The following is a 17,604-nucleotide window of genomic DNA, read 5'->3' on the forward strand; positions in this document are numbered from 1 at the left end:
CATCGAGAATTCCGGATCTCGCGCCGGCAGCCGGCTCTCCCGCACCGCTCTTCGCGCAGTTCCTGCCCTCGCCCTGGTTGCGGCGTGCACGCTGGGCATCGCAGCGCCCGCGAACGCCGTTCCGGCATCCGGAAATGCGCAGCCGACGGCATCCCTGCACCCGGCGAAAGGCCCGTCCAAGCCAGGCGGAACCACGACGACCTCGGCGGTGAAGGCATCCCTTTTCGCGACGAACAGCGATGCGAAGGCGGTCCCGAGCTGGGTCGGGACGCAGAGCACGTTCCACTCGGGGATCCACGACCTGGCCGTCGCCGATGGCAAGGTCTTCGCCGGCTACGGCGACTACAACATCAACACCGGGCCGGTGAGCCTGAACTCGTACTCGATCGCGACCGGAGCCGAGAAGCACGAGGTCATGGGCATGCCGGCCGAGGAGATCCACGCGCTGCGGGTGTGGGACGGCAAGGTCTACGCCCCGAACATGGACCCGCGGGTCAGCTGGACCTCGCCGGCGAACTACGGTCTGTACGACTCGGCGACGCATGCCGGCAGCTACGTGGCGAACACGCCGTTCGTGCACGTGTTCGACTCCGCCAAGCTCGGAGGCGAGCTGTTCCTGGCCGGGTCGATACAGAATCCGGACAAGACCGCGTACGGGCCGACCAACACCATCGCCGCGATCAAGAAGTCCGTCGACGGCGGTGCGACCTGGACCATCGAGCGCACGGCGGCGGACGACCCCGCGGTACTGGCGACCTATCCCGGTGACGGCGAGTACGCCCGCTACTACTGGATGTCCGTCGTGAACGGGAAGCTCTACACACGGGCGAGCACGATGTCGGCCACGGGCGCCGCCTCGCTCGCGTTCCAGTACCCGGGCAAGGACGGCGTGCAGCACACGGCGTACAACAACACGGGACTCGACGTCTACACGCCCGGATCCGGCTGGAGCACGGTGGACCCGGGCCCGGTGATCGCCACGCTGCCGCACCCGTACCATGCGGATGCGGTGGGCTCGAAGATCGTCTTCTCCAAGTCGACGCTCCGCGGCGACGTGATCTCTGTGAACGGCTCGGCCGGTCTCGCGGCCTTCGACACGGCCACGGGGAAGTACACCACCATCTCGGGCCCCGGTCTCAGCGCCGTCCTGGACACCTACCAGGACGGCAGCACCACGTACATGCTGGCGAACTCGCCGACCGTTCCCGCCGTCTACTCGTCCACCGACGGGTCGACCTGGACGAAGCGCGCGGACGTCAGCGGGATCACCGGCAACGCCGAGAGCATCGCCGTCTCGGGGAGCACGGTGTTCATCGGCACCGGCACGGCGACCATCTACAAGGCGACTCTGCCGAACTGAGGGTCCTGAGGGACATTCAGAACCGTGGTCAGAGCAGAAGAGCTCGCCCAGCGCAGCTAGTGCTCGCCCTTGATGACGAAGTAGGACCCGCGGATCTCGCCGGCGAGCTTCGACCGCTGCCGGGCGAACTTGAAGGCGGACAACTCCTCCGGGATCTCCATGCCGAGCGACAGCTTGAAACCGACCGCGCGCTTACCCGCGTCGGCGAGCGTGTACATCACGTTGATCGCGAGACCCGAGGCGTAGAAGACGTAGCCGAAGCGGATCCCGTCCGCCTCGAAGCCGGTCACCTCGAGTGCGGGACTCGCGATCACGATGTCACGCTCCTCGCGCAGGATCTCCGTTACCCAGTGCAGCGTCTCCGGATCCTCTTCGGGCGTGCTCACGGTGAACGGGGAGCCGTACTTGTTCGTGATGTACCGCGCCTCGTTCGCGCGCAGGCCTGCCAGCGCGTCCGGGATGGGAGAGGATTCGAGCCCGGCGGTCGAGACGGTCACGAAGTCGACGATGCTGCTCATTCGGTGCTCCTCGGGTCGCTGGCGGGACGGGTCCATTCTGTGACACATCCCTCTCGCTCGCACTCGCCGCGCGTGTCGGCATCCGTGGAGTGGTGCATGTCGACAACGCCACGACGGTCGCGGCCGTCGAGGAGTTCCTGACGGCCGCGACCCGATCCTGAGATCAGCCCGTTCAGCCGGCGAACGCACGCATCAGCAGCGGCCGGGTGAGTCGGGTCGCGGTCCACACGAGCGCGATGCCGGCGAGCAGCACCGCGGCGATCGTCGCGATGGACAGCGGCGCGGTGATGAGCGCCATGCCGAGCAGCGGGAAGATGAGCACGGCGGCGCAGAGGGCGGAGCCGAGGGCGGTGATCAGCAAGGGCGACATCACGGCGCGCCGTCGTGCGGAGTCCACGGTGTCGGCCGGAACGCCGAGGTAGTGCAGACTGCGGTGCAGGTCGCGCTGGTCGAGGATGTCGGAGGCCTGCGTCACGGCCACGGAGCATCCGACCATGAGGAACGATGCGACCAGCGTGATGATGAGGCCGGTGCGCATGTCCGCGACGAGCATCAGCTGCTGCGCCGAGGGCTCGCCCGAGCTGATCGCGTCCATGAGGGCGACGCCGGTGCCGGCGAACACGGCCATGAAGCTCGCCATCGCCACGCCGCTGACCTGACGCCACGCTGCTTTCGGATCGTCCAGCACGATGCGTGCTGCGAGCAGACGCGAGGGCGTCTTGGCGCCGCGCAGCTGCATCCTGGCGCCGATCTTCAGGACCCAAGGGCCGATCAGGTTCAATACCAGCAGCCCGAGACCGAAGATCGCGACCAGGCCGGTGATCATGGCGATCGCGCCGCCGATCCCGGGGACGACCCGGCCCGCCGCGAACCCCGCGGCGATGGCGACGATCGCGATGACCGCGCGCGCCCAGTGCGGTGTCGGCGGCGTGGTCCTGGTCCGGACACCGAGCGGCGAGATCACCACGCGGCGAAGCCCGAGCACCGCGCTCACGGTCGCGAGCAGCACGGTGCCGGTCGCGATGGCGGCGATGAGCCCCGGCGACAGCAGCACGGCCGTGCCCAGCGGGGCGCCGCGGAACGGGATGAGCCCGACGAGCGGCGCGAGGCCGAGCGCCAGCACGACTCCGCCCAGCACGCCGATCACCGCGACCAGGGTCGACTCGACCACGGCGACCACACCGACGCCGAACCCGGTGACGCCGAGGAGGCGCAGCGTCGACAGCCGCTCATCGCGACGACGGGCGGAGAGCCGCGCCGCGGCGCCGCCGAGCGTGGCGAGCGGAAGCACGAGCAGCACGAGGGCGACCGCCGCCAGGATCTGATAGATCATCGCGTCCTGGTCGGTCCACCGCCAGAACGCCTGCGCGCCGCCGACGACGGTCAGCACGAGCGCGGACACCACGGCGAACGCGATCATCGGGATCACCACGACCCCGGCGGACCCGGGGGCGGCGCGCAGCAGCAGGCGCAGCGTCGAGGCGTTCATGCGTTCACCACCGTGCCCAGCACCCGGCCGTCGCGGACCGCGACGGTCCGGGAGCATCGGGCGGCGACCTGTGGGTCGTGCGTGACGACCACGAGCGTGCGTCCCTGGCCGGTGGTCGACCACAGGAGAGCATCCATGACCTCAGAGGAGGTCGCCGAGTCCAGTGCGCCGGTCGGCTCGTCCGCGAAAACCACGCTCGCACCGGTGACCTGGGCGCGGGCGATGGCGACACGCTGCGCCTGTCCGCCGGAGAGCTCGCCGATGCGGCGGTCCTCCATGCCCTGCAGCCCGAGCGCCGCGAGCCACCCGGCTGCACGCTGGGTGGCGTCCGCGCGGGAGATCCCCGTGATCATCGCGGCGAGCGCGACGTTCTCCACCGCGGTGAGCTCCGGCATCAGCAGGCCCTGCTGGAACACGAAGCCGAACGACTCGCGGCGCAGGCGAGATCGCGCGGATTCGCCCAGCGCACTCACCTCGACGGATCCGCCGACGGGCGGCTGAAACGTCACGCGGCCCCCATCCGGCTTGGTGATCCCTGCGAGCACGTGCAGCAGGGTCGTCTTCCCGGATCCGGATGCCCCCATGATCGCGACCGATTCCCCGGAGGCGATCCGGAGGTCGACGCCGGCCAGGGCGCGGGTGGATCCGAACGACTTGATCAGACCGTGTGCTTCGATGACTGCTGTGCTCATGCCTCCAGCCTGGTCGGCCCCGCCCGGCGGATCATCGGTCGCCGGAGTGAGGATCGTGACGGAGCGTCATCCTCCGGGATGATCCTGGCCGATGGATCAGTCCAGCACCTTCTTCCACGCTCCGCCATAGGCGATCGGGACGAATCCGAGCTGCTCGTTGATCGACAGCATCGGACGGTTCTCCTCGGCGTTGTAGGTGACGACCCGAGTCGAGCGCGGATAGCGCTCATGCCAGGAGAGCAGGCCTGCGGCCTTCACGAGCAGGCCCAGCCGGTGGCCGCGGTGCTGGGCCAGCACCAGGGTGTCGTTCTGCTGGGTGACACTGTCGTCCACTCCCTTCAGCGAGAGCTCGTTGTACGCACAGAGCTCACCGGTCTCGATGTGCTCGGCTGCCGTCACCTGCACGGTGTGTCCCATGTCGATCCAGCGCGCATCCTGTTCGCGGACGCGATCGGCGTCCCACGTCTCCTCGGGAGAGTCCATCGCCGCGTCCGGCGCATCGGTCGACATGCGGGACTTCATCCACGCATACCCGTCGAGCCGCTCGTCCGGGGTCGGCAGCAGCCATTGCACGACGCGGTATCCGGGTGCCGCCTCCTCGGCGGCGGCCCGCAGCGCGGGCAGGTGCTCGTCCTCCCCCCAGCGGTACTCGCTGACGCGGTCGACCTGCTCGAGGGTCCAGCCCTGCGCGAGAAGGAAGCGTGCGGTGTGATCGCGCGGAATGCTGCCGAACCCCGTGGGCGGATCCAGCGTCGGTCCGCTCGATGCGAGGTGCTCCGTCCACATCTGCAGGGTGCGCACGCCCTCGCTGCGCGCGAGCGGTTCGAGATAGCCGGCGACGGAGGTCGCGATCCCGCGGCCCTGCTCGTCGCGGATCACGCTGATCGCCGACATTGCGGTGTCGCCGCCGCCGTCGCGCGAGATGTTCAGGAAGGCCACGCCGATCGTGCGCTCCCCGATGAGGATGCGCCATTGCCGGCGATTCGTGTAGGCGTCCGACGTGAGCAGCGGAAGCAGTTCCTCCGCGGTGAAGCTGTCGTCATCGCGGCCGGACGCCTCCTCGAGGACGCGGTTGCGCACCTCGGCGTAGTCGCGGAACGGGCCGGGCGCCCCCGCATCCGCCCGTGCGGGGAGCACGAGCGGACGCAGGGTCGCGCCGGCGGTGAGGGAGATGATCGGGTCGTCGGTGCGGGCGTCGATCATCAGAGCACCTGCCGCGGGGCGGTGCGGGTCAGGCGGTCGGCCTCGTACTGCTCGAGCAGGCGGAGGCGACGGGCCTCGGCCTGGGCGGCGTGAGCCCGGTCCTGCGTCGAAGGACGCGACCGCACGATGAGCTGCAGGGCGACACGCAGGGCCACTCGCTGGGCGAGTGACAGGTTGCGCAGCTCCTCCTCACGGGGAAGCTGGATGGACAGTTCGCGCTCGGCGGGAGCGCTGTGCGTCGACTCGGTGGGAGGCGAAGCGTGCAATGCGGTATTCACGGTGGTTCGCTTTCGTTGGTCGTGCCGGAAAGGCGGTTTCGCTCCACGTCACGGCCACCCGGTGGGGTGCCGCAACGTGTCACGGGTGTGGAGGCGGTCCGGGAAACGGAGTCAGGACCGTCAGGGATCCGGGGACGCGGAGTCCCGGATCGGGTGGGCGATCAGCCTGCGACGAGATGGTCGCGGATCGGATCGCAGACGCACGAAGCGTCAGGCCGGCCAGAAGCCGGGGCGAGGGAGAATGCGCCTGCTACGCGGCGTGGCGCGCGCGGAGGCCGGCGGAAGTCGCCGAGAGCGCATCGATCCCACGGAATGGGGTGATATCAGAGCGAATCATCATGTCGGCAACCTCCTTTCTCGGCTCAGGACCTGCAACGCTAGCGAAGTTTCACAGCAGACGTCAAGCGCGCACTCAGAAAAGCCTGGACCTCGGGCGTTTCCCTCGCGTTACGGGGGAGCCGCCGCGATAGCGTAGACGCCGTGAACTCCGCCGACTGCCGAGCGTGCCCATGCACCTGAAGAGCCTGACCCTCAAGGGGTTCAAGTCCTTCGCGCAGCCGACCACGTTCGCCTTCGAGCCGGGCGTCACCTGCATCGTCGGACCGAACGGATCCGGCAAGTCGAATGTCGTGGACGCGCTCGCCTGGGTCATGGGGGAGCAGGGGGCGAAGACCCTGCGCGGCGGCAAGATGGAGGACGTCATCTTCGCCGGCACCTCTACGCGTGGTCCGCTCGGACGCGCGGAGGTACAGCTGACGATCGACAACAGCGACGGCGCGCTGCCGATCGAGTACGCCGAGGTGACGATCAGTCGCACGCTGTTCCGCAATGGATCGAGCGAGTACGCGATCAACGGCGAGAACTGCCGCCTGCTCGACGTGCAGGAGCTGCTCAGCGACTCCGGGCTCGGCCGGGAGATGCACGTCATCGTCGGGCAGGGCCGGCTTGATACGGTGCTGCAGGCCTCGCCTGAGGATCGGCGCGGCTTCATCGAGGAGGCCGCAGGGATCCTCAAGCATCGGCGCCGCAAGGAGAAGACCCTCCGCAAGCTCGATGCGATGGAGACGAACCTGACGCGGCTCAGCGACCTCGCGGGAGAGATCCGCCGCCAGCTGAAGCCGCTCGGACGTCAGGCCGAGATCGCACGCGAGGCGCAGACCATCGCCGCGGTCGTGCGCGACGCCAAGGCGAGGCTCTTCGCCGACGATGTGGTGACGCTTCGGACAGCGCTCGCCGACCACACCCGCAATGAGCACGAGCGTCACGCCGAGCGCGTGGTGCTCAGCGAGCAGGGCGACCGGGTCCGTGCCGAGATCGTCCGGCTCGAGGCGCTGCAGAATTCCGCGGCCGTCGACGAGGCGCGGCGGATCTCCTTCGGGCTGGAACAGGTGCAGGAGCGCATGCGCGGCCTGTTCACGCTCGCCAACCAGAAGCTCGCGCTGCTCGGATCCGATGACGACGATGCCGCGGTCGCGGCCGTCACCGTCACGCAGACGACGATCGACGAGGCGAGGCACGAGGCCGAGGAGATCTCGTCAGGGATCGGCCGCGCACAGGATGCTGCGCACGAGGCGACCCGTGAGGTCGCGAACGCGCGGGCGGAGCTGGACGCGCTCGACGTCGACATCGCCGAACAGAGCGCCCTCGTCTCCGCGCACGACATGCGCCTCACGGCCCTGCGCGGGCAGGCGGAGGCGGCCGCGTCGGCGCTGGCCGCCGTCCGCGGCGCGGTGCTGCGTCAGGAGAACGCTCTGGAGGCCGCGCACGGGCGTCGGCGCGAAGCCGCGGAGGCGCGCGAGCGGATCGAGGAGGGCGAGGCGCCCGAGGGTACGGCCGCGGAGCACGCCGAGGCGTACGAGCGAGCGCAGGCCAGAGCCGTCGCGTCCGAGACGGCACTCGGCGAACTGCGCGAGCGGCTGCACGCCGCCGAGCGCGAATCCGAGGCGCTGACCGCGAAGGCCGCCGCTCTGGGCAGCGCCATCGCTGTCACCGGCGGCGCTGCGGAGATCGTCGCGGCCGGCATCGCCGGTGTGCGCGGACTCGTCGGCGACGCGGTGCAGGTGAAGCCGGGGTTCGAGGCGGCGATCGCCGCCGTGCTCGGCCCGCTCGCCGAGGGTGTGCTGGTGGACGACGTGGCCGCGGCCTTCCTCCTCGCCGGCGACGACGCGACGGCGGGTGCGTACGACATCGTCATCGCCGAGGGCGCGGCCGTGGCCGTCAGCGATGCGGGCATCGCCGGGGCGACGCCGGCCGTGCAGGTCGTGACCGCACCGGCCGGCATCCTGGGAATCCTCTCGCACGTCGTCGTCGTCGAGGATCTCGCCGCAGCCCGTGGCGCGCATGCCGCCGCCGCTGCGACCTCCGGGACGCCGCTCACGATCGTCACGCGCTCCGGTGAAGTGCTCACGGCGCACACCCTGCACACCGGATCCGGTGGGGAGCGCTCGCGCCTGGAGCTCATCGCGGAGCGCGACGCGGCCGTCGACCGCCTCGACGAGGTGCGGGTCGTCGTGGACTCGCTGCGCGAGGCGCGCGAGGATGCGACCGAGACGCTCGAGATCGCGCGACGCGTGTCCCGCGACGCGCTGCGGACGTTGCGCGAGCACGACGCCGCGCTGGCCGCGCACACCGAGCAGGTCAACAGGGTGGTCGTGCAGCACGAGTCGGCCGTCGCCGAATGCGAGCGCCTCGAGTCCGGTCTCGCTCAGGCGCAGTCGGCCGTCGCCGACGCCGAGGCCCACGCGGACACCGCGAAGAACGCCCTGGCCGGGGCCGAGGCCACGCCGCGCCCCGTGCTCGACGTCTCGGCGAGAGACGGTCTGCTGGAAGCCCTCGAGGCGTCCCGCGAAGCCGAGATCGAGGCGCGCCTCGGTGTCGAGACCCTGCGCGAGCGGGTCCGTGCCGCGGAGGCGAGGGTGGCGTCGCTGGAACGACAGCGCGAGCGGGAACGCGAGGCTGCGGCGGAAGCCGCACGACGCGCGGTCGTCCGCCGTGCCCAGCGGGAGACCGCCTCCGGGGTGGCCGCCGAGCTGCCGCGCATCCTGGACTCGTTGGACCGCTCGGTCGCGGAGGCACGTCTGGCACTCGCTGCCGCCGAGTCCGCCCGTTCGGCGCAGAACGAGGAGCTGGGCGAGCTGCGGCGGCAGGACTCCTCGATCCGCGAGCGCCTCGCGGGGCTCACCGAGAGCGTGCACGGTCTCGAGCTGCAGATCCACGAGAAGAAGCTGCACCTGTCCAGCCTGCTTGAGCGTGTCCAGTCCGAGCTCGCTCTGGACGAAGATATTCTGATTGCGGAATATGGACCTGAGCAGCTGGTTCCGCGCGATCCCGGTCCGACGCGCGATTCCAAGGACCTGCTCGCGGCCGCCATGGCGGAAGAGGCCGCTGAGGGCGACGACGCGGACGACGCCGGCGACCCGCCCCTTCGCGACGTGAGCGTCCCGATCGCGGACGGCATTCCGTTCGACCGCCGCATCCAGCAGCGCCGGCTGCAGGAGGCGGAGCGCAAGCTCGCCCAGCTCGGCCGGGTGAACCCGCTCGCCCTCGAGGAGTTCGCGGCGCTCGAGCAGCGCCACGCGTTCCTCACCGAACAACTCGCGGATCTCACGAAGACCCGGCAGGACCTGCTGACGATCATCGCCGAGCTCGACGAGCGCATGCAGACGATCTTCGCGTCCGCGTTCGAGGACACGCGGCAGGCCTTCGGCGAGGTTTTCCCGCTGCTGTTCCCCGGTGGCGCCGGCAGCATCTCGCTCACGAACCCCGACGATCTGCTGAACACCGGCATCGAGGTCGCCGTGCGCCCGGTCGGCAAGAAGATCGAGCGCCTCTCGCTGCTCTCCGGTGGGGAGCGATCGCTCGCCGCCGTCGCGCTGCTCGTCGCGATCTTCAAGGCCCGCCCCAGCCCGTTCTACATCCTGGACGAGGTCGAGGCGGCGCTCGATGACGCCAACCTCGGTCGCCTGCTCACGGTGTTCGAGCAGCTCCGCGCCAGCTCACAGCTGCTCGTCATCACGCACCAGAAGCGCACCATGGAGATCGCGGACGCGCTCTACGGCGTCTCGATGCGCCAGGACGGGGTGTCGGCCGTGGTCGGCCAGCGTGTCGGCGATCGCGCCGCCGCGACGGTCTAGGCAGCAGCTCCGGGCGGCAGCAGGCGACGGCCGCGCGCCATCGGCGAACACTCCGGATCCGACGGGCTCCTCCCCGTAGGCTGGAGGCATGGCGGAGAAGTCCTGGTCCCTCGGCCGCGCGCTGCGCGGCATGTTCGTCAAGCCCACGATCGATGAGGAGACCTGGGACGATCTCGAGACCGCGCTGCTCACCGCCGACTTCGGTCCGGACATCACCGAGCGACTCGTCGAGGAACTGCGCGCCAAGGTCGAGAAGTACCGCACGACCGATCCGAAGGATCTGCAGCGCATGCTGCGGGAGACGCTCGAGGAGCACTTCGCGAAGTTCGACACCACGCTCAAGCTCACCGAGCGTCCGGCTGTCGTGCTCGTCGTCGGAGTGAACGGCGTGGGCAAGACCACCACCATCGGCAAGTTCACGAAGTTCCTTCGCGGCTACCAGCGCTCGGTCGTGGTGGGCGCCGCCGACACCTTCCGTGCGGCGGCCGTCGAGCAGCTGGCGACCTGGGCGCAGCGCGCGGGCGCCGCGATCGTGCGCCCGCAGCAGCACGGGCAGGATCCCGCCTCTGTCGCTTTCCAGACCGTGGACTACGCCAAACGCGAGGGCACCGAGATCGTCATCATCGACACGGCAGGACGCCTGCACACCAAGGGCGGGCTGATGGACGAGCTGTCCAAGATCCGCCGGGTCGTGGAGAAGCAGGCGCCGATCAGTGAGGTGCTGCTCGTGCTGGACGCGACGACGGGGCAGAACGGCGTCATGCAGGCGGAGGCCTTTCTCGAGCACGCCGGGGTCACCGGCCTGGTGCTCACAAAGCTCGACGGCTCCGCGAAGGGCGGATTCGTGCTCGCCGTGCAGGAGCGCACCGGCATCCCGGTCAAGCTCCTCGGCCAGGGGGAGGGCATCGACGACCTGACCGGCTTCACGCCGCACGTGTTCGTGCAGGCGCTCGTCGGGTCCTGATCAGATGATGCGGAACAACCTGTCGGCGGCACGCGCGCGACGGACTACCGCCCTACGGACAAGGCTGGTTTTATAGCGGTATGGCGATCGAACACGACTTCTTCGGACTGCTGTCCTCGGGACCGGACGGATCGATCTTCTGGTCCGAGACGGTGGAGTTCGGCGACCATGCCCTCACCGTGGATCTGACCGCGCCCGACCAGGAGGACGTGTCCCGCGAGTCGCTCGACATCGCGGCCGCCTTCGTGTCCGGCCTGGAAGCCATCGACGACAAGGCCCGTCGCGGCATGCTCGCCGAGGTCGATGACCGCACCAGCGAGGTCACCGAGTACATCCTGCAGCAGCAGGAGGAATTCGGCGACGAGCTCACCGACTATCTCGTCGATGTGAGCGGTGACGCCGCCGTCGACATCATCCGTTCGCTCCGCCTGATGAGCATGACCCTGCTCGTCGACGAGCACGGCGGAAGCGAGCCGTTCGCGGTGCTCGAGTACGCCCTCGACGCGGACGGCGACGACGACGTTCTGCTGGTGAACTTCGGATCCGACGGCTCGGTGCTCTCGGTCATGAGCGCCGACTGAGTCTTATCGGGGTCGTTGAGCGAGGACGCCGAAGGCGACCGAGACGAAACGCCGCCGCATGAAAGTGACCGCGTTTCGTCTCGCTCCTCGCTGCGCTCGGGGCTCCCTCAACGACCGCGAGGAGGGCTGTCTCAGACGGCCTGCGCGAAGCCGAGGTCTGCGTTGGCGGCGATGTGCGCCAGGTGCGGCGGGATCTCGCGGCCCTTGGACGTCATCGACTGCGCCCACAGCCGCCCCGCGCGGTAGGACGAGCGCACGAGCGGGCCGGCGAGCACGCCGAGGAAGCCGATCCGCTCCGCCTCCTCCTTGAAGGCGACGAACTCGTCGGGCTTCACCCATCGCGACACCGGCAGGTGACGAGGCGTGGGGCGCAGGTACTGCGTGATCGTGATGATGTCGCAGCCGGCGTCGTGCAGGTCCTGCAGTGCCTGTACGACCTCCTCCGGCTCCTCGCCCATGCCGAGGATGAGGTTCGACTTCGTGATGAGACCGGCCTCATGGCCCTGCGTGATCACGTTGAGGGAGCGCTCGTACTTGAACGCCGGGCGGATCCGCTTGAAGATGCGCGGAACGGTCTCGACGTTGTGCGCGAAGACCTCCGGGCGGGCGTCGAAGATCTGGCCGAGGAACGCGGGGTCGGCGTTGTGCTCGTTCGCGAGCAGCTCGACACCGGTGTTCGGGTTGAGTTCGTGGATCTTGCGCACGGTCTCGGCGTTGAGCCATGCGCCGGTGTCGGGCAGGTCGTCGCGCGCGACGCTGGTGACCGTTGCGTAGCGCAGACCCATCTGCTGCACGCTCTCGGCCACGCGGCGGGGCTCATCGGTGTCGTAGGCGTCCGGCTTGCCGGTGTCGATCTGGCAGAAGTCGCAGCGGCGGGTGCACTGGGAGCCGCCGATGAGGAATGTGGCCTCCTTGTCCTCCCAGCACTCGAAGATGTTCGGGCAGCCGGCCTCCTGGCACACGGTGTGCAGACCCTCGTCCTTTACGAGCGAGTGCAGGGCCTTGTACTCCGGCCCCATCCGCGCCTTGGTCTTGATCCACTCCGGCTTGCGCTCGATCGGGGTCTCCGCATTGCGGATCTCCAGACGCAGCAGCTTGCGGCCCTCGGGAGCGGCGCTCATGCGGCCACCTCCGTCGCGTACTCCGCGGCGAACGCCATGGCGACCGCGTCGGCGATGTCGGCGGGGGCGACCTCTCGGCCGACCACCTCGCTCACCGTGGTGACACCGGCATCGGTGATGCCGCACGGGATGATGCCGCGGAATCCCGCGAGCGTGTTGTCGCAGTTGATCGCGAAGCCGTGCATGGTCACGCCCTGCTGCACGCGCACGCCGATCGCCGCCACCTTGTCCTCGCTGAGCGGTCGGCGCACCCACACACCGCTGCGGCCCTCGACCTGGTACCCGTCCACGCCCAGGGGACGCAGCACTTCGATCAGCAGCCGCTCCAGCCGGCGGACGTGAGCGACCACGTCCATGGGCTCCGTGAGGCGGACGATCGGATAGCCCACCAGCTGCCCCGGGCCGTGCCAGGTGATCTTGCCGCCGCGATCGACATCGACCACCGGCGTGCCGTCCTGGGGGCGCTCCTGCCGCTCCGTGCGCTTGCCGGCCGTGTAGACCGCTTCGTGCTCGAGGAGCAGCAGCGTGTCGGGGCGGGTGCCGGCGACGACCTCGGCATGAACACGGCGCTGCAGATCCCAGCCGTCGAGATACGGGACGAACGCGGGGGCGAGGCCCACCGTCTGGATGTCGAGCATGACCGATCCTTCTGATCGAGTTGTTGTATGCGGTTCAATAATAGGGGTGAATCGCCGGATCGGCGCATCGCGATACGGTGTCGTGGTGACCACCCCTGCCCGCGGCGTCGGCCGCCCCCGGGTCTCCTCGCGCGAGACGATCGCCGAGGCGGCCTGCGAGCTGTTCCTGGAGTCCGGGTACGAGGGCACGTCGATCGCCGGCATCGCGCAGCGCGCAGGGGTGAGCCGGTCGAGCTTCTTCAACTACTTCTCCTCCAAGAGCGATGTGCTCTGGTCGGGTTTCGACGAGCGTCTCGACCATGCCGTCGCGGCGCTCGCGGAGCCGGATGCGGGTGCCGACTCGGTCCGGATCGAGGCGGTGCTCGCCGCGATCCTGCAGGGGCTCGAGCCGGATCCGCTGGCGCTCGCGTTCGGCAACGCGCAGGCCATGGGTCTCGGGGAGGAACTGCAGCGCGAATCCGCCCTTCGCCAGGGCCGGCTCGCCGTCGCCCTCTCCGAGGCCGCGCGCGGTGCCGGCGTCGAGCGGATCCGTGCGGACGTGCTCGGTGCCGCCTACGCGGTCGTCGTGCTCTCCTCGCTGCGGGTCTGGGCCGAAGGTGGCGCGGGCCACGGGTCGCCACTCGCGCAGCTGCAGCACGCGCTGCCTCGGATCGCCGATCTGCACTGGGGGTGACGGCGCCGCGAGCGGGGGATCCGCTCGCGTAGAATCGGAGCACCATGGCTACTTTTGGCACCCTCTCCGATCGGCTCACCGAGACCTTCCGCAACCTGCGCACGAAGGGCAAGCTGTCCGCCGCCGATGTCGACGGCACCGTCCGCGAGATCCGGCGCGCCCTGCTCGACGCCGACGTCGCGCTGCCGGTCGTCAAGGACTTCACGGCGAAGGTGCGCGAGCGCGCACTGGGCGACGAGGTCAACAAGGCGCTGAACCCCGCTCAGCAGGTGGTCCAGATCGTCAACGAGGAGCTCGTCGCGATCCTCGGCGGCGAGCAGCGCCGTCTCGAGTTCGCGAAGAACCCGCCGACCGTCATCATGCTCGCGGGACTCCAGGGCTCCGGAAAGACGACCTTCGCCGGAAAGCTCGCCAAGCAGCTGCAGGGCGAGGGGCACACGCCGCTGCTCGTCGCCGCCGACCTGCAGCGTCCGAACGCCGTGACGCAGCTCACCGTCGTCGCCGAGCAGGCCGGAGCGACCATCTACGCTCCGGAGCCCGGCAACGGCGTCGGTGACCCTGTTCGCGTCTCGCGCGACGGCGTGGAGCACGCGCGCCGGCAGCAGCACGACATCGTCATCATCGACACCGCAGGACGCCTCGGCGTCGACGCCGAGCTCATGAAGCAGGCCGCCGACATCCGCTCCGCGGTGAACCCCGACGAGGTGCTGTTCGTCATCGACGCGATGATCGGTCAGGACGCGGTCAACACCGCCAAGGCGTTCCAGGACGGCGTGGACTTCACCGGCGTCGTGCTCTCCAAGCTCGACGGCGACGCCCGCGGCGGCGCGGCGCTCTCGGTCGCCTCCGTCACGGGCCGTCCGATCATGTTCGCATCGACGGGCGAGGGCCTCGACGACCTCGAGCCGTTCCACCCCGACCGCATGGCGAGCCGGATCCTCGACCTCGGCGACATCCTCACCCTCATCGAGCAGGCGCAGAGCGCGTTCGATGAAGCTGAAGCGCTCAAGGTCGCAGAGAAGCTCGCGACCGAGACGTTCACGCTCGAGGACTTCCTCGAGCAGATGCAGCAGCTCAAGAAGATGGGCTCGATGAAGAAGATGCTCGGGATGCTCCCGGGCATGGGCCAGATGAAGCAGCAGCTCGAGGACTTCGACGAGCGCGAGATCGATCGCACCGAGGCGATCATCCGCTCGATGACGCCGGGGGAGCGCCGCAACCCCAAGGTCCTCAACGGCTCCCGCCGCCTGCGCATCGCGCGCGGTTCGGGTATGACCGTGACCGACGTGAACCAGCTCGTGCAGCGGTTCGATCAGGCGGCGAAGATGATGAAGACCGTCGCCCGCGGTGGTACCCCGAACATCCCCGGCATGGGGCCGGTGCCCGGGATGGGGCGGCCCGGAGCCTCCTCGAAGCGCGGCAAGAAGGGCAAGGGGTCCGGGTCCCGCTCCGGCAACCCGGCCAAGCGCGCCGCCGAGAACGCCGGCGTCGGCAGCGGCGAGGCCGCGACCGGGTCGGGCTTCGGCCTGGGTGGTCGTCCGGCGCCGAGCGAGGCCGACATGGCCGAGATCCAGAAGCTGTTCGGCAAGAACTGACACCGACGCGCGCGGGCGCCGTGGCCGATCCGGCCCGGCGCCCGCGTTGCGTGCGGCGACGGCGCCCGGCGCGGAGATGACGGATCTCCCGGCGACACGCGCCTCGACCCGCCGAGTCCGATCCTCGCACTCTGACACTAAAGCGTTATAGCCTTGGCGCGGCTTCGCGTCGCGTCACGGGCGCGGATCCGCCACGCAACGGAGCGCAACCTGGAGGGTGCACATGGCTGATCTGAATCGCAGAACATTCCTGACCGTCGGAGGTGTCGGGCTGGCGGCGCTGCTGACCGGTGCGCCCGGTCTCGCCGGCGCCGCAGAACGTCCCGCCGCCGGAACCGGCCCGGCCGCGCCCGTGCCGGCATCCGGAGGAACGCCGCCCGGCCCGTACACGTTCGGCTGGGCCGCCGACGACCTGCTCGCCTTCGACCCCGGCTCGACGCCGTGGGCGCGGCACCTGCGCTGTCTGATCCCACGGGCTGCACGCATCGCGCCCTTCGCCGCCACGCAGGCGCATCCCGATCTCGACCCCGCGGTGCAGCTGTCCACGCTCACGATCGACGATGCGGGGAGCATCTACGAGGGGCACAACCAGGCGATCGGCCTGGAGGCGCAGGTGTACACGCAGCGGTACTGGTCGTACATCGACATCTGGGGCACCTGGCACGGGCAGGTCAAGGGGTCGGCGCCCATCGAGATGATCGACGGGAAGCGCGCACCCGGACGACCGTACGGCGTGATCGACATCCCCAATCCGGGCTGGACCGAGGCGGCCCACAAGAACGGCGCCCGCTCCATCGGCGGCTGGTTCTGGCCTCGACCCGTCGACTTCGACGCGTTCCTCGTTCAGGCAGGTGACGGATCCTTCCCGGTCGCGGACAAGATGATCGAGATCCGCAAGTACTTCGGATTCGATGGGCTGTTCATCAATCAGGAGGGCAGCGTCAGTGCCGCGCAGATCAAGAAGTTCCAGGACTTCCTGCGCTATCTGAAGCGCACGGATCCCGACTTCTACCTGCAGGGCTACGACTCGGCGGACTTCGACAGCGGCGAGGTGAGCTACGAGAACAGGCTCAGCGAGAACAACCTGCGCTGGCTGGGCACTCCGGACGCGCCGATCTACGACTCGCTGTTCATGAACTACTGGTGGCAGGCGACGACCGGGGGCGCGGACCGCGATCTCAGCAAGAGCGCTGCATCGGCCGTCGCCGCCGGCCGCGATCCGCGCGTGGTGGGTTTCGCCGGCGTCGAGCATCAGAAGGGCGGGTTCCGGCCCGAGGAGGACTTCGGCAGCGTCGCCGGCCCAGGTCGGCCCGCGCCGACCTCGGTCGCACTGTTCGTGGACTCTCAGATCTGGCTGAACGGGTCGTGGGACGGCACCACGTCGACCGCGGATGGACGCGCGACGTATCGCGACCTGGAGCAGCGGTTCTGGTCCGGCCCCACGGGAAACCCTGGCACATCGGGGCGGCTCGAGCCCCGCACTCCTCCGTATCGGACCGACACGCTGAACTATCGGCAATGGGACGGCATCGCGCACTGGATCACCGAGCGCTCTCCCTACAGCGCGCTGCCGATCGCGACCGACTTCAACGTCGGCGTGGGATCCGCGTTCTTCCTCGAGGGCGCGAAGGTGCGCGATCGGGGCTGGGACAACATGGGCAGCGCCGACAGGGCGCTCACCTGGCAGTTCTGGACCGAGGGCGATGTCGTCGTCACGCTCGACGAGTCCACCAGCTACGGCAGCGGGCACAGCCTCGCTCTGCGCGGCGGGGGAGTGACGCACCTGTTCAAGACCGACCTGACGGCGGCGAAGGCGATGGCGGTCGACGTCCGCGCCCAGGGACTGTCGTCGATCGACCTCGGGATCACGTGGCAGGACGCGCCCGCGGAGATCGACTGGCGGCCGCTGACGACGTCGGCGTGGGCGGACTGGGACAGCTGGACGGGCGGGGTCGACGTTCGTGGCCGACGCATCGCGCGGATCTCGCTGCGGACCGGCGGGGACGGCCGTCTCGGACGGGTGTCGCTGCGAGAGGCCGGCAAGCCGCTGAAGCCCGCGACGCCGACCGGCTTCCAGGTCGCCGACGCGGGGGATGTCGGAGGCGGGCGACGGCACCTGAGCTTCGCGTGGGATCTGCAGTCCGACGCCGTCGGCTACGACGTGCTGCAGATCGGGGACGCCGGCACCGCCTGGCTGGGCCGGGTGCACCGTGATGTGTTCTTCGCCGAGGCGGTCGATCTCGCCGGCGGACGGCAGTTCCAGCTCGTCGCGTTCGGCGGCGACCTGCATCGCAGCGCCCCGGTCAAGGCGGCGCTGACTCTCTGACGGGTCCGGCGCATCCCGCAGCCCCGACGTGAA

At 69.7% G+C, this 17,604-nt stretch carries 14 protein-coding genes; 7 read left to right on the forward strand and 7 right to left on the reverse strand.

Annotated elements, in window-relative coordinates:
• The first annotated feature begins 208 nt into the window (after positions 1-208).
• Positions 209-1,360 carry a hypothetical protein gene (locus tag ACFWCK_RS07490; protein WP_378805275.1) on the forward strand — a complete coding sequence of 384 codons (1,152 nt, stop codon included), beginning with the start codon at positions 209-211 and terminating at the stop codon, positions 1,358-1,360.
• Positions 1,361-1,416: 56 nt separating this feature from the next.
• Here the strand turns inward: ACFWCK_RS07490 and ACFWCK_RS07495 are convergent, their stop codons facing one another.
• The 5 genes from ACFWCK_RS07495 to ACFWCK_RS07515 all read right to left on the reverse strand — a co-directional run bounded on the left by ACFWCK_RS07495 (position 1,417) and on the right by ACFWCK_RS07515 (position 5,528).
• Positions 1,417-1,878, reverse strand: a complete 462-nt coding sequence (locus ACFWCK_RS07495; protein WP_378805277.1) for a phage tail protein — start codon at positions 1,876-1,878, stop codon at positions 1,417-1,419.
• Positions 1,879-2,050: 172 nt separating this feature from the next.
• Positions 2,051-3,367, reverse strand: a complete 1,317-nt coding sequence (locus tag ACFWCK_RS07500) for a permease (protein ID WP_378805278.1) — start codon at positions 3,365-3,367, stop codon at positions 2,051-2,053.
• Positions 3,364-4,059 (reverse strand): ABC transporter ATP-binding protein, encoded by a 696-nt coding sequence (locus ACFWCK_RS07505; protein ID WP_378805279.1) that lies wholly within the window; start codon positions 4,057-4,059, stop codon positions 3,364-3,366. Before ACFWCK_RS07505 ends, ACFWCK_RS07500 begins: the two co-directional genes overlap by 4 nt.
• Positions 4,060-4,155: 96 nt before the next feature.
• The gene (locus tag ACFWCK_RS07510; protein WP_378805281.1) at positions 4,156-5,262 is read right to left on the reverse strand and encodes a GNAT family N-acetyltransferase; all 1,107 of its coding nucleotides are present in this window, start codon (positions 5,260-5,262) and stop codon (positions 4,156-4,158) included.
• Complete coding sequence (locus ACFWCK_RS07515) at positions 5,262-5,528, reverse strand: hypothetical protein (RefSeq protein ID WP_378805282.1); 267 nt, start codon at positions 5,526-5,528, stop codon at positions 5,262-5,264. Before ACFWCK_RS07515 ends, ACFWCK_RS07510 begins: the two co-directional genes overlap by 1 nt.
• 521 nt (positions 5,529-6,049) lie before the next feature.
• Between ACFWCK_RS07515 and smc the strand changes: the two genes are divergently transcribed.
• From smc to ACFWCK_RS07530, 3 genes are all read left to right on the forward strand, one after another.
• The gene (smc, locus tag ACFWCK_RS07520) at positions 6,050-9,673 is read left to right on the forward strand and encodes a chromosome segregation protein SMC (protein ID WP_378805961.1); all 3,624 of its coding nucleotides are present in this window, start codon (positions 6,050-6,052) and stop codon (positions 9,671-9,673) included.
• A gap of 88 nt (positions 9,674-9,761) precedes the next feature.
• Entirely contained in the window at positions 9,762-10,637 is an 876-nt protein-coding gene (gene ftsY, locus ACFWCK_RS07525) for a signal recognition particle-docking protein FtsY (protein WP_233309320.1), read from the forward strand.
• Between the two features lie 80 nt (positions 10,638-10,717).
• Positions 10,718-11,218 carry a DUF2004 domain-containing protein gene (locus ACFWCK_RS07530; RefSeq protein ID WP_233309321.1) on the forward strand — a complete coding sequence of 167 codons (501 nt, stop codon included), beginning with the start codon at positions 10,718-10,720 and terminating at the stop codon, positions 11,216-11,218.
• Between the two features lie 131 nt (positions 11,219-11,349).
• Here the strand turns inward: ACFWCK_RS07530 and lipA are convergent, their stop codons facing one another.
• Positions 11,350-12,339, reverse strand: a complete 990-nt coding sequence (gene lipA, locus ACFWCK_RS07535; protein WP_378805283.1) for a lipoyl synthase — start codon at positions 12,337-12,339, stop codon at positions 11,350-11,352.
• Complete coding sequence (gene lipB, locus ACFWCK_RS07540; protein WP_378805285.1) at positions 12,336-12,977, reverse strand: lipoyl(octanoyl) transferase LipB; 642 nt, start codon at positions 12,975-12,977, stop codon at positions 12,336-12,338. Before lipB ends, lipA begins: the two co-directional genes overlap by 4 nt.
• 85 nt (positions 12,978-13,062) lie before the next feature.
• Between lipB and ACFWCK_RS07545 the strand changes: the two genes are divergently transcribed.
• The 3 genes from ACFWCK_RS07545 to ACFWCK_RS07555 all read left to right on the forward strand — a co-directional run bounded on the left by ACFWCK_RS07545 (position 13,063) and on the right by ACFWCK_RS07555 (position 17,571).
• Complete coding sequence (locus tag ACFWCK_RS07545; RefSeq protein WP_233309324.1) at positions 13,063-13,650, forward strand: TetR/AcrR family transcriptional regulator; 588 nt, start codon at positions 13,063-13,065, stop codon at positions 13,648-13,650.
• Positions 13,651-13,694: 44 nt separating this feature from the next.
• Positions 13,695-15,245 (forward strand): signal recognition particle protein, encoded by a 1,551-nt coding sequence (gene ffh, locus ACFWCK_RS07550; protein WP_378805286.1) that lies wholly within the window; start codon positions 13,695-13,697, stop codon positions 15,243-15,245.
• A gap of 223 nt (positions 15,246-15,468) precedes the next feature.
• Positions 15,469-17,571 (forward strand): hypothetical protein, encoded by a 2,103-nt coding sequence (locus ACFWCK_RS07555; protein ID WP_378805288.1) that lies wholly within the window; start codon positions 15,469-15,471, stop codon positions 17,569-17,571.
• Positions 17,572-17,604: the final 33 nt, after the last annotated feature.

The organism is Microbacterium sp. NPDC060117 (assembly GCF_042729315.1).
Taxonomy (GTDB): Bacteria; Actinomycetota; Actinomycetes; order Actinomycetales; family Microbacteriaceae; genus Microbacterium.

What these genes read in the sequence shown, in the direction of transcription:
- ACFWCK_RS07495 (WP_378805277.1), bottom strand. Translation starts at nt 1,878, where the DNA reads ATGAGCAGCATCGTCGACTTCGTGACCGTCTCGACCGCCGGGCTCGAA.
- ACFWCK_RS07500 (WP_378805278.1), bottom strand. Translation starts at nt 3,367, where the DNA reads ATGAACGCCTCGACGCTGCGCCTGCTGCTGCGCGCCGCCCCCGGGTCC.
- ACFWCK_RS07505 (WP_378805279.1), bottom strand. Translation starts at nt 4,059, where the DNA reads ATGAGCACAGCAGTCATCGAAGCACACGGTCTGATCAAGTCGTTCGGA.
- ACFWCK_RS07510 (WP_378805281.1), bottom strand. Translation starts at nt 5,262, where the DNA reads ATGATCGACGCCCGCACCGACGACCCGATCATCTCCCTCACCGCCGGC.
- smc (WP_378805961.1), top strand. Translation starts at nt 6,050, where the DNA reads ATGCACCTGAAGAGCCTGACCCTCAAGGGGTTCAAGTCCTTCGCGCAG.
- ftsY (WP_233309320.1), top strand. Translation starts at nt 9,762, where the DNA reads ATGGCGGAGAAGTCCTGGTCCCTCGGCCGCGCGCTGCGCGGCATGTTC.
- ACFWCK_RS07530 (WP_233309321.1), top strand. Translation starts at nt 10,718, where the DNA reads ATGGCGATCGAACACGACTTCTTCGGACTGCTGTCCTCGGGACCGGAC.
- lipA (WP_378805283.1), bottom strand. Translation starts at nt 12,339, where the DNA reads ATGAGCGCCGCTCCCGAGGGCCGCAAGCTGCTGCGTCTGGAGATCCGC.
- lipB (WP_378805285.1), bottom strand. Translation starts at nt 12,977, where the DNA reads ATGCTCGACATCCAGACGGTGGGCCTCGCCCCCGCGTTCGTCCCGTAT.
- ffh (WP_378805286.1), top strand. Translation starts at nt 13,695, where the DNA reads ATGGCTACTTTTGGCACCCTCTCCGATCGGCTCACCGAGACCTTCCGC.
- ACFWCK_RS07555 (WP_378805288.1), top strand. Translation starts at nt 15,469, where the DNA reads ATGGCTGATCTGAATCGCAGAACATTCCTGACCGTCGGAGGTGTCGGG.